The 12014-nt window shown below is 39.8% G+C and carries 10 protein-coding genes; 7 read left to right on the top strand and 3 right to left on the bottom strand.

Translation table 11 applies throughout. The annotated features are described in order from the left end of the window. Positions 1-119: 119 nt before the first annotated feature. From ACZ5C4_RS18235 to ACZ5C4_RS18225, 3 genes are all read right to left on the bottom strand, one after another. Complete coding sequence (locus ACZ5C4_RS18235) at positions 120-620, bottom strand: QueT transporter family protein (RefSeq protein WP_464522243.1); 501 nt, start codon at positions 618-620, stop codon at positions 120-122. A gap of 742 nt (positions 621-1362) precedes the next feature. Next, a complete protein-coding gene (locus ACZ5C4_RS18230; RefSeq protein WP_464522242.1) occupies positions 1363-1908 on the bottom strand; it encodes a Uma2 family endonuclease in 546 nt (181 codons plus the stop codon). A gap of 44 nt (positions 1909-1952) precedes the next feature. Continuing rightward, positions 1953-2066, bottom strand: a complete 114-nt coding sequence (locus tag ACZ5C4_RS18225; RefSeq protein ID WP_464522372.1) for a helix-turn-helix domain-containing protein — start codon at positions 2064-2066, stop codon at positions 1953-1955. Between the two features lie 304 nt (positions 2067-2370). Here ACZ5C4_RS18225 and ACZ5C4_RS18220 point away from each other — a divergent pair, with 304 nt between their 5' ends. The 7 genes from ACZ5C4_RS18220 (at position 2371) to ACZ5C4_RS18190 (ending at position 11978) form a co-directional block, all read left to right on the top strand. Further along, positions 2371-3702 carry an ABC transporter substrate-binding protein gene (locus ACZ5C4_RS18220; RefSeq protein WP_464522241.1) on the top strand — a complete coding sequence of 444 codons (1332 nt, stop codon included), beginning with the start codon at positions 2371-2373 and terminating at the stop codon, positions 3700-3702. A 92-nt stretch (positions 3703-3794) separates the two neighbouring features. Then, positions 3795-4691 carry a carbohydrate ABC transporter permease gene (locus tag ACZ5C4_RS18215; RefSeq protein WP_464522240.1) on the top strand — a complete coding sequence of 299 codons (897 nt, stop codon included), beginning with the start codon at positions 3795-3797 and terminating at the stop codon, positions 4689-4691. After that, on the top strand, positions 4688-5524 hold the full coding sequence (locus ACZ5C4_RS18210; protein WP_464522239.1) for a carbohydrate ABC transporter permease: 837 nt from the start codon (positions 4688-4690) through the stop codon (positions 5522-5524). Before ACZ5C4_RS18215 ends, ACZ5C4_RS18210 begins: the two co-directional genes overlap by 4 nt. A 41-nt stretch (positions 5525-5565) precedes the next feature. Continuing rightward, on the top strand, positions 5566-8676 hold the full coding sequence (locus ACZ5C4_RS18205) for a hypothetical protein (protein ID WP_464522238.1): 3111 nt from the start codon (positions 5566-5568) through the stop codon (positions 8674-8676). A gap of 11 nt (positions 8677-8687) precedes the next feature. Further along, the gene (locus ACZ5C4_RS18200) at positions 8688-9686 is read left to right on the top strand and encodes a hydroxyacid dehydrogenase (protein ID WP_464522237.1); all 999 of its coding nucleotides are present in this window, start codon (positions 8688-8690) and stop codon (positions 9684-9686) included. After that, on the top strand, positions 9683-10594 hold the full coding sequence (locus ACZ5C4_RS18195) for an AEC family transporter (RefSeq protein WP_464522236.1): 912 nt from the start codon (positions 9683-9685) through the stop codon (positions 10592-10594). The genes ACZ5C4_RS18200 and ACZ5C4_RS18195 overlap by 4 nt, the downstream gene beginning before the upstream one ends. 61 nt (positions 10595-10655) lie before the next feature. Then, on the top strand, positions 10656-11978 hold the full coding sequence (locus tag ACZ5C4_RS18190) for an enolase C-terminal domain-like protein (RefSeq protein WP_464522235.1): 1323 nt from the start codon (positions 10656-10658) through the stop codon (positions 11976-11978). Positions 11979-12014: the final 36 nt, after the last annotated feature.

Genomic DNA, 12014 nt, shown 5'->3' with positions numbered 1-12014 from the left:
ATATTTTTTCTAAAAGAAAAAGATATAAGCAAAGCTTTCGTTACAGAGAACAAAGGCTTTATAAAAAAGAGAAGCCTTTATTCCGTATACGAAAGCTTTGTTTTTGTCTGGATTTATTTTTAAAACTTGCTTCTGAATAAAATATGTCTATATTTATTCAATGCTGTATAAAGTACGATTCCGAGAACACCGCAGGAAACAATTTCTCCGATTCCAACTGTCAGCATCATAAACGGAATGGGAAAAGGAAGCTGGTATCCATATTTCAGTACGAAGGGTACGATCAAAATATTGGAGACAATCGGAGGAAGAGGGGCAAGAAACTTGTTCAGATTGCGGATTTTCCATGTAAAAAACGCACCGATCAAAGTTGCCAGACTGCCGAAAATAACATCTGGTATGATGCATCCACCAAGAATATTACTGAGCAGACAGCCGATAAACAGTCCTGGAATTGCCGCAGGGGTAAATACTGGAAGAATGGTCAGTGCCTCTGAGATACGGACTTGGACTTCTCCATAGGAAAAAGATGCGCCAAGCAGTGTGAGTACGGTGTAGATAGCGGCAATCATAGCCGCCTGTGCCATAAAAAGCACTTTGGTTTGCTGTAGATTTTTCATTTTTGTTCTCCTTTAGTTTTGTTTTACGTGTGGAAGGTCTCGAACACACGATTCCTTTTCGCAGAAAGCCCTATAGACCTTGGTTTTGATGGGCTTTACAACGAGGATTAGTATATCATGGAGAGAACTGAAATTCAAGCCGTACCCACAATTTACCCACAGTGAAATAGAAAAGTACTCTATCCCGTGGAGGACAGGGTGCCTTATGTGTTATTTGTTCCCTAAATATTTTTTAAATTCTGATATGAGCTGATCTGAGGGATTTGCGTTACAAATTCAATTTTGATATCCTGAAAGCGAATAAGGTTACTAGGGTGCAGATTGTCATATAGATATAATTTTTCAGCAAGCTCCAAAGAATCAGGTATGATCGGGGAGAACTTCAAAATGAAAATCACATTGGCCATTCAATAGGCTTATTCGCCTTTGAACAAAATCATTAATAACTTCTTTTTTAGAGTGGGATATTTCATAAAAAAGTAGTTAGTTCATGTTTATCTATAGTAGTTTTCGCAAATATATACCTTTTCATCATTGGTTTTATATCCCAGTAATTCACTGTACATTTTACACCTCTACAAATTAAAAAATTTAAATTTACAAAAATCAAATATTCAAAAATGGAGGAATAGTAGTTGCTAACCAACCGCAGATGGTTGGTTTTCTTATACTCTGATTGTGTGATATTGCACCCTGCAAAGAGGAAAAAACGCCTCCGCAATGGTGCGGAAGCGGCAATAGTTTAGAGAGCTATGGTGTTAAAATCAATCTCCAGATCATTATAAATTCCGGCTTTGACAACCTCAGAGAAAGTATATTCTGCGGTATCATCGGACTCAAAGGAATAGACCATAATTCTGTTCTTTTCAGGATCAACGATCCAGTATTCCCGAACACCGGCAGTGCGGTATTTGAATAACTTGGTATAGTAGTCTGTTCGCCTGCTGCTTGGGGAAACAATCTCAATGATCCAGTCCGGCGCGCCTGTGCAGCCTTTGTCTGTGAGCTTGTCGGGTGAGCATATAACGCTGATATCCGGCTCGACATAGTTTTTATCATCTTCGTTCAGAAAGACGGCAAATGGGGCAATATCGACCTCACAGGATCCGCCCTTGTTTTTGATGTAGTTGTTGATGATGGTTGAAAGCTCTAATGTAATCCGCTGGTGTTTCCGTGTCGGCAGCGCCATCATATACATCTGACCATCTATCAGCTCTGCCCGCTGTCCATCCGGCAGTGCATAGATATCATCAATTGTGTGCTGGCTGTTCTGCTGTGGTAATGGCATGGTAACACATCCTTTCGTGGAGAGTGTTGACAGTTGCGTTATGGTTATTCTTCATCGGGTATATATTCCACAATATCTCCAGGCTGACAATTTAATAGATTGCATACAGTTGAAATATTATCCCAAGAAACAAGTTTATTATTGCGAAGCTTTTGTATTGTATTGACATTTCCATTTTACCCTCTTTCTGTGGCGTTACGTGTATAAAGATACTTTCTCTATTCTATGTTGAGTATAGTATAAACATACACATATAACAAGTGTACAAAATGGACAAAACATATCTATTAGAAGGTTTTGATCTAGATAAAAGTATGGTATTGAATATTACTAATATTGATAAAAGTAATGGAACAATCAAAATTAAATATTGGTCATAATGTATATAAATTTATATAATTAAATCATAAATATAGAACATTTTCCGGAACTGTTCAAAGGATGAATGAAGGAGGCAAGTGTATGAAAAGAAAATGGATTGCGCTTCTAATGACCAGTATTATGACAGTAACTCTGGCGGCTGGATGCGGATCAAAAGAATCAGAAGAAAAAACTGCAGAAAATGCGGATGGGCAAGTTACACTGAGAGTTTTATCTACAATGGAAATATGCGGGCAGGAGACAATGGATCTATTTATGGAGGAGAACCCGGATATTAAGATTGATTTTACATACGTACCTGCGACAGACTATTCTGCAAAATTTTCAGCCATGGCATCTTCCGATGAAATACCGGATGTATTTTGGACACAGGCGGGATATTATACAGATCAGATTAAGGATGGGCTTCTGATGAATTTAGAAGATGCTCTGGAGAGTGATGCTTATGAAGGGGATATGAGCTGGAGAGAGACCTATGATGCTCAATTGATTGAGAATCTGGAAGATATGGCAGTTATGGCGACTGGCGACGAAAACGACTGTGACTATGGAGTGCCGTTTGCATTGACAACGACAGCTGTGCTGTATGATAAGGCTATTTATGATGAGTTGGGGTTGGAAGTACCAACAACCTGGGAAGAATTTATCAACAATTGTGAAGTATTGAAAAATGCAGGATACACGGCAATTGCACAGCAGAATAACAGTTGTGTGGACTGGTGGCCGAGGTTGTTCTGGGATCAATACTGCCGTGAAGAAATGGAAGAGGAAGGAAAGAACTTTGAGGACGGAAGTATGACGTTCCAGAGCGAATCGGTAAGGCAGGGAATGGAAGCATATAAAGAACTGTGGGATAGCGGTTATTTGCCGGAGAATGCTATGACAGCAGATTTACAAGCGGTACAGCAGATGTTTATTCAGGGGAAACTAGCACAGATTCTTATTACTCCAAGCAAAATCGAATATATTATGGAAAATGCACCGGATAATATGGAGCTGGCTACTTACACATTCCCAGGGATCGCAGATCTTCCGGCGAGAAGCCTTGGTGGTTCATCAAATATTTGGGCAATAAATGCAGAAACAGAATATCCGGATGAAGCGCTTGAGTTTTTAAAATTTGTGACTTCAAGGACAAATTATAATACAAACCCTATTCTTAAATATACGGTATCTGGTTTGAAAGGGGTAGAAAAGGAACCAGAAGTACAGGAAGTTTTAGAAGCATTTGAAGCAGCTTCCGCAAATGGTTTTATACCCGATATTTATGTGCCTGTTACAGTTTCTACAGAGATAAAAACAGCGTTTATGTCAGACCTGATACCAAATTACTTGAATGGAACATATGACTTGGATTATGTATGTGATGAACTGCAGACACTGTATGATGACTATTTAGAGGCAAATCAGTAAAAAATCCCAGCAGTTTGTTTAGAGATGAAAAAGCGGTGTCAGAAAAGAAAAATTCTGCACCGTTTTTTTAATCACAAAAGAAAGGAGAAGATATGAAAAAGTTTTTAAGAGATATTAAGGAAAGTATACCTGCTTATTTACTGATAGCTCCCACTATAGCCGTTCTCTGTATCTTTTTATATATACCGCTTTTTAATGCATTTCGGATCAGCCTTTATAAATATAAAGGTTATGGGGAGATGACAAATTTTGTCGGACTTTCTAATTATATAGAAGTATTGGGAGATACAAAATTTCATACGGCTTTTTGGAATACAGCGAAAATGATCGGGCTGGATATTTTGTTTTCCATGACGATTGCGTTTTTTTTGGCTTATGTTCTTTTTCGGGGAATTAAATTCAGAAATGGATTTAATGCTGCTTTATTTATACCGTATCTGATTTCTACAGTTGTGGTGGGATGTATTTGGAGAATTATTTATGATCCGTCGATCGGACCACTCAATCAAATATTAGATATGTTAGGGCTGGGGAATCTGGCACACGCCTGGCTGTCAGAAGCAGACACGGCGCTGCCTTCCATTATTGTTACCTGGATATGGAAGACAATTCCATTTAATATGCTTATTATGTATGCCAATATTATGACTCTGCCTCAGGACTATCTAGAAGCGGCTGATATAGACGGAGCGAATGGCTGGCAAAAAATAAGGCATATTATTCTTCCTTATATGAAGCCAACATTTTTAACCCTGATGCTTCTGCGCGTTACGAATGATCTAAGGGCATTTGATATTGTATGGACGATGAGCCAGGGCGGACCGGGAGGAGCCAGTGAAGTGGTGACCTCATATGTATATAGAGAGGCGTTCTCTAAACAAAAATTTGGACCTGCAACGGCAGCGTCTATAGTTATGATGCTGATGCTTATTGGTGTCACAATTATATCGCAAATTATTAAAAGTTCCAGAAAGAAGGAGGAAGCATGAAAAAGAAAAAGAGAAAACCATGGAAAATTATTGTATTTTGTATTGTTCTGTTTTATGCCTGCATTTCTTTGTATCCTTTGATCTGGGTTTTGCTACAGTCGTTTAAGACAGAAGGAGAGTTTTTATCCAGCATATGGACACTGCCTTCTTCTATTTCCTTTGATAATTATATTGCAGCCTTTACACAGGGAAAACTTGGTGTCTATTTAAAAAATACAGTTATAAATACAGCAGCAACAGTCGCTGTAGATGTAGTATTTATTACATTGGCAGCATTCGCGTTCTCGAAGCTTAAGATGAAATTTAAAAAGTTTTTTTATTACATGATTTTATTAAATATGTTAATCCCGACACCAATCATACTGATTCCGATGTACCTGCAGATCATAGATTTGGGAATACAGAATACACTTCCTGCAATTGTATTTCCGTATTATCAAGGGTTTGCACCTCTGGGTCTTGTCCTTCTGACAAATTATATGGATAATATACCGAATGAGATTACGGAGGCGGCACGTATCGATGGCTGTAGTACGGCCAGACTGCTGACTAAAATGATAGTACCTCTGGTAAAGCCTATGCTTACGACGCTTGCAATTCTAGGTGGAATGAGTTCATGGAATGAATATTTGTGGGCACTGGTATCAATCAGTGAATCGGAAAAATATACGCTGTCTGTAGGAATTGCTTCATTAAGAGACAGGACTTCAGTTTTAGGATATACACCAATTTTTGCAGCACTTACTGTAAGCGCTATTGTATTTGTTATTTTATACTTGTGTGCACAGAAAACATTTGTGCGCTCTATTACAGCAGGAGCAGTAAAAGGTTAAAAAATATAGAAATAGCAGACATATAATGGAGGAGAAAGAATATGACGACATTTTATGAACCAGGCAGCCAGTATAGAGGGATTCCCTTTTGGAGTTGGAACACGAAAATAGAAGAAAATAAAATTCGTCCGCAGATAGATGTATTCAAAGAAATGGGCATGGGAGGATTTTGCATACATAGCAGGGTTGGACTAGATACAGAATATCTGGGAGAGGAATACATGACCTATGTAGAAGAAAGTGCCAAGTATGCGGAAGACAAAGACATGTACTGTTATCTTTATGATGAGGACAGATGGCCTTCTGGATATGGAGGTGGAAAAGTAACACAGGAGAAAGCATATAGAAGTAAATATCTGGTAGTCACGCCATTTGTACAAGAGGAGAGGATATTCCCAGAACCTGTGTATGGCTCACGAGCAGCGGCTACTGCTCATGGCGACGGAATATTCTGCACGGCATTTTATATAAAACTTACAGAACAAGGGTATCTTGAAGCGTATGAACCGTGCACAAAAGAGGCGGAAGAAAAAGAAGGATGGGAGAAATGGTATGTGTACATGGAATACGCTTATGATAATCCTTGGTATAATAACGCTTCTTACGTAGATACATTAAATTCAGAGGCGATTCACAAATTTATTGACGTGACATATGAAGCCTATTACAAAAAGCTGAGGGGCTATTTTGGCGAGAGGGTTCCGGCTATCTTTACGGATGAACCTCAGTTTGTACATAAACAATGTCTGTCAGATCCATTTTCGAAACAGGATGTGATACTGCCGTATACGCAAGATTTTGCAGAAACATTTGAAGAAGAATATAAGGTGTCTTTTTTAGAACATATTCCCGAGCTTTTATGGGAGCTTCCGAATAACCAGATATCTAGTTTCCGTTATTATTATCATAACCATATAGCAGAGCGTTTTGCTGAAGCATATGGAGACCAGATAGGAAAATGGTGTGAGGACCACGGTATTTCACTCTGTGGCCATGTAATGATGGAGCCTAGGTTATACTGGCAGACGCAAGCTGTGGGAGAAGCAATGCGGGCTTTGCGGAGTTTTCAGATTCCGGGGATTGATATGCTAAGTGATCAGAGAGAGTATACAACTGCAAAACAGGCAGAAAGTGTAGCACATCAAAGAGGAAGAAAAAAAGTTCTGAGTGAATTATATGGTGTTACAAACTGGGATTTTGATTTCAGAAAGCACAAATTACAAGGAGACTGGCAGGCTGCCCTGGGAGTTAATGTAAGGGTACACCATCTTGCCTGGATGAGCATGGCAGGGGAAGCAAAGAGAGACTATCCGGCAAGTATCAGTTTTCAGTCACCCTGGTATAAAAAATACCATCTGATAGAGGATCACTTTGCAAGGGTAAATTATATTATGGATAAAGGAGAACCTTTGGTAAAAGTAGGGGTTATACATCCGATCGAATCTTGTTGGCTATATTGTGGAAATAATAAGCAGACAGAACAGATAAGAGAAGAACTGGACAATAGATTTATGGAACTGACAGAATGGCTGCTTTTTGGACTGATAGATTTTGACTTTATATCCGAGGATTCGGTACCTGCACTATGGAAAAATGGAAAATTTGGCGCTATAGAATATGACACTATTTTAGTTCCGGGGTGTAAAACTCTGAGAAGTTCTACTCTTTCTATGTTGAAAGAAGCAAAAGATAGAGGAAAGAATGTTATCTTTGTAGGAGAGATTCCTAAATTACTAGATGCAGAAAGTTCAAATGAGATTGTAAAGTTTGCACAATTGTGCCGGCAGGCAGAGTTTTCTAAAAATGCAATTTTAGAGGCTTTGGAAGAAGACAGAATAGTAGATATGCATTATTTTGGAGCAAAGCATTTAAAGAAACCGAATGAAAAGAAGGACTGGAATGGCATTCGTACATTCAAATACCTCTATCAGATGCGAGAAGAAGGAGACACGAGATATGTGTTTATTGCGAATGGGAGGGCATGTGAAAATGAGGATTTGGTTTTGCCGGATGATGTAAAAGTTTCTATTAAAGGAATATGGGATGTTCTTCTTCTGGATTCTATGACAGGGAAAAAACAAAAATTATCTGTAAGACATGAAAATGGAGAAACCCAATTTCTTTATACCTTATATGAACAGGATAGTCTCCTGCTGCAATTGTCTCCAGCGAAGGAAAAAACAAAGAACGAATTAATACTGGAAAAAAAGCAGAAAATTTTGTCGAGAGAAGATTTATTCTGCGAAAAGGTGAAAATAGAAAGAGAAGAGCCGAATGTATTGCTTATGGACATAGCAAAATGGAAACTAGATACAGGGGAAATGAATGCGGAAGAAGAGATTTTGCGTTTGGACAATGCATGCAGAACGCTCATAGGATGGCCCCATAGGCGTGCTGCTTTGGCACAGCCTTATACGGTTAGGGAGGAGGAAGGCGCAGAGCCTCACCATCTGGAATTAGTATATCAGTTTGCCAGTGAGGTAGAGTTGGATACAGTATATCTTGCAATGGAGGATATAGGGGCTATGTGTATTTTTCTTGATGGAAAACAGGTAGCTAAGAAAATAGACGGGAGTTTTGTAGACACGTGTATTTCAAAAGTTAAGCTTCCTCATATACAGGCAGGTATCCATGAATTACGAATACTGGTCGCATACACACAAAAGGTAAATCTGGAGCCGGTGTATCTGTTGGGAGAATTTCATGTACGGCAGGATGGGAAGATTTCGACGATTATCCCGGAGAAAAGAGAAGGATACTGGGGAGATATTGTAAACCAGGGTATGCCTTTTTATGGCGGCAATACGTTATATATATTTGAGAAAGAATTAAAAGCAGGAAAGTATGAGATAGAAGTATCGAAGTACCGAGGGCATCTGCTGGAAATTTTTATAGATGGAAAAAGTGTGGGGAACATTTTTTGCTCTCCATATACTTGTACTTTTCAAATTAAACAGGAGAAAAAATATCAAATCTCAGTAAAAGTATATGGTAATCGAAATAATACATTTGGTGCGGTACATGACTGTGATGAAAAGGAGACGTATTTTGAACCAAATACATGGAGAACGACGGAGGAGGGCTGGGCTTATGAATATCAATTAAAGAGAACGGGAATTCTCAAGGCTCCAGTATTAAGAAAGCTGGAATAAAGGAGACAGATATGGAAGGAAAGAAAAAAATATTGATTCCGCAGGCAGTGGCTGAAAAAGGCAGACAATATTTGCTGGATTGTGGATATGAACTAGTGGAACCGGACACAACAGACAGCGTTATATTGCGTAAAGCATTGAAGGAGTGTTCTGCGGTTTTGCTCCGTACCATGTCCTTTGAAGAAGAACTGTTTCAGGAGGCAGTAAATCTGCGTATCATTGCGCGCCATGGGGTGGGATATGACAATGTGGATTGGAAAAAAGCAGAGAAACAGGGAATTTACGTGACAAATACTCCTTTCGTTACAAGTGTTCCGGTAGCAGAATTTACAGTAGGATCTATGCTTCTGTGCGCCAGACATATGGAAGCATGTAGTCAGGCGTTGCGGGGAGGGGATTTTACTTATAAAAACAGATGTAAGGGGAGTACGCTGGAAGGAAAAATATTAGGAATCCTAGGACTAGGAAATATTGGAAGGGAAGTTGCCAAAAGAGCCTACTATGGATTCGGCATGGAGATAAAGGCTTATGTTCCCAGACCGGAAGGGAAGACTGTACCAGAGTATGTACGCTGTGTTACAAAGGAGGAACTTTTAGCTACATCAGATGTGATTACTGTACATATTCCAGGAACTAAGGAAAACCAGAAATTTCTCTCAAGGGAAGAATTTAAGCAGATGAAAAAAACAGCATACCTTATTCATGTATCAAGAGGAGGCGTGGTGGATGAAACAGCCTTGGCAGAGGCGGTGAAAGAAGGAAGAATAGGAGGAGCAGCGGTAGATGTTTTTGCGAAAGAACCGCCGGATATAAAAGGAAAGCTTTTCCAGACACCGGGAATATTTGTTACTCCTCATATGGCGTCGAATACAGTGGAATGTATGGAGCAGATGGCTTTGACCGCCGCGCAGGAAATACACAGAGTGCTGACAGGAAAACAACCTCTCTATGCAGTAAATCGTCCGGAACGATGCTGTAAGAAGATACAGAGAGGATGGAACGATTCGTGAAAGTAGAAGCGCTATTAAGATTGCAGGGAGTTATGTTTTTATTCATGGTGGCGGGACTATTCCTGCGAAAGAAAAAATATATTCCGGAAGAAACAAAAGGTGTGCTGACAGAGCTGATCTTAGATGTTATTTTACCTTGCAATATTATTACTTCTTTCTATATAGAATTCGAAAAGAAAATATTGCATCAGTTGCTGCTGGTTTTAGTCATCGCTTTTTTAGTACAGTGTGTTAGTCTGGTATTTGCCCACGTGACCTACTGGAAATATGAGAATGTCTACCGGAAACCCATGCAGTATGCAACAGTATGTTCCAATGCAGGCTTTTTAGGTACACCGATCGTACAAGAGGTGTTTGGTATGACAGGAGTGATGTATGCGTCTGTTTATCTGATACCGCAGAGAATATTTACATGGTCCGTGGGATTATCCTTTTTTACGAGTAAACCAGATAAGAAACAGATGATAAAAAGAGTTTTAACAAATCCTTGTATTGTGTCTGTATATATAGGAATCATTATTATGGCTGCTGAGATAAAGCTGCCAATGATTATAGATCAAAGTTTACAGTCGGCCAGCAATTGTTTGACACCAGTTTCGATGCTTTTGATCGGGACGATTCTTGCAGAGGTGAAAAGTATTCGTGAATTATTCCATATGAAGCTGTTCTTGTACAGTGCGATACGCCTGGTAGTCATTCCTATGATAGTTTGGCTTTCCTGCAGGCTGTTACAGCTAGACAGTGTTGTGGCGGGAGTATCTGTTCTTCTGTCTGGAATGCCGGCACCAAGCGCCACTTCCTATCTGGCTGCGCGTTATCACAGCGATTATATATTTGCGACGGAGTGTGTAGTATTCTCTACAATTTTATCTCTCTTTACGATTCCGGTATGGTGTATGTTTCTATAATGACCCAGAGTGTAAATCTGGCAGTGACAGTTTGAAAAAGAATAAAAAGGAGATGGTACTGATGATACCTGTAATTGAAAAAATGGAAATCTTTCCTGTGGCGGGAAGAGACAGCATGCTGTTGAACTTAAGTGGAGCACATGGTCCATATTTTACTAGAAATATAGTTCTTCTTACAGATAGTGAAGGAAATACAGGCGCTGGAGAAGTTCCGGGTGGAAAACGGATCACGAGGGGACTAGAAAAAGTAAAGACATTGGTTGAGGGCAGCAGTATTGGCAGATATAAAAATACGATGTTAAAAATAAAAGCCTTGTTAAAAGATGATAATGATCAGAGAGGAGTACAGACATTTGACCTGCGTACGGGAGTGCATGTAGCAGCAGCAATAGAAGCGGCGTACCTGGATTTATTAGGAAGATATCTTGGCGTACCTGCGGCAGCTCTTTTAGGAGACGGGCAGGTTAGAGATAAAATCCCTGTGTTGGGATATTTGTTTTTTGTAGGAGACAGAAAAAAGACAGATTTAGAATATATAGAAGAAACAGAGGCAAAGTGCGCGTGGTACCGTCTACGCCGAGAAGAAGCGCTGACGGCGGAACAGGTGGTTGCCTTGGCGAAAGCGGCGCAGGACAAATATGGATTTAAAGATTTCAAATTAAAAGGGGGAGTGCTGGAAGGAGAAGAGGAGATAAAGATTATCCGAGCATTGAAGGAAACATTTCCTGATGCGAGAATAACTTTGGATCCTAATGGGTGCTGGTCTTTGAAAAATGCGGTAGAATTGTGCAAAAATATGCAGGGAATTCTGTCATATTGTGAAGACCCATGTGGAGAGGAAAGCTCTTTTTCTGGAAGAGAGATTCTGGCAGAATTCCGCCATGCTACAGGGATTCCTACAGCAACCAATATGGTTGCTACAGATTGGAGACAGATGTGGCATTCTATAACGCTTCAGGCGGTGGATATTCCTCTTGCAGATCCGCACTTCTGGACTATGTCAGGTTCCGTGAGAGTGGGACAGATATGCAAGGAATTCGGTATGACTTGGGGAGCACATTCTAATAACCATTTTGATATTTCTCTTGCAATGGTGGCACAGACTGCGGCAGCAGTTCCAGGAAATATAAATGCAATTGATACACATTGGATCTGGCAGGAGGGACAGGAGAGACTGACAAAAGAGCCTATGAAAATACAAGACGGCTATATAGAAATCGAACAGAAACCAGGATTAGGAATTGAGATCGACAGGGAACAGATCATGAAAGCCAATCAGCTCTATAAGGAGAAATGCCTGGGGACACGGAATGATGCGGTAGGAATGCAATATCTGATTCCAGGCTGGACATTCCAACCGAAAAGCCCATGTCTTGTAAGATAATCCATTAAAAGAACAAGAAAATAAAATATTTAGAGG

This window comes from Mediterraneibacter flintii, from assembly GCF_055387595.1.
The sequence above is the reverse complement of the archived record's forward strand: the minus strand, read 5'-3'. Positions and strand labels throughout refer to the sequence as shown.

Bases quoted from the DNA above. Each gene is read 5' to 3' on its own strand.
- ACZ5C4_RS18235 (WP_464522243.1), bottom strand. From the start codon at position 620: ATGAAAAATCTACAGCAAACCAAAGTGCTTTTTATGGCACAGGCGGCT.
- ACZ5C4_RS18230 (WP_464522242.1), bottom strand. From the start codon at position 1,908: ATGCCATTACCACAGCAGAACAGCCAGCACACAATTGATGATATCTAT.
- ACZ5C4_RS18220 (WP_464522241.1), top strand. From the start codon at position 2,371: ATGAAAAGAAAATGGATTGCGCTTCTAATGACCAGTATTATGACAGTA.
- ACZ5C4_RS18215 (WP_464522240.1), top strand. From the start codon at position 3,795: ATGAAAAAGTTTTTAAGAGATATTAAGGAAAGTATACCTGCTTATTTA.
- ACZ5C4_RS18210 (WP_464522239.1), top strand. From the start codon at position 4,688: ATGAAAAAGAAAAAGAGAAAACCATGGAAAATTATTGTATTTTGTATT.
- ACZ5C4_RS18205 (WP_464522238.1), top strand. From the start codon at position 5,566: ATGACGACATTTTATGAACCAGGCAGCCAGTATAGAGGGATTCCCTTT.
- ACZ5C4_RS18200 (WP_464522237.1), top strand. From the start codon at position 8,688: ATGGAAGGAAAGAAAAAAATATTGATTCCGCAGGCAGTGGCTGAAAAA.
- ACZ5C4_RS18190 (WP_464522235.1), top strand. From the start codon at position 10,656: ATGATACCTGTAATTGAAAAAATGGAAATCTTTCCTGTGGCGGGAAGA.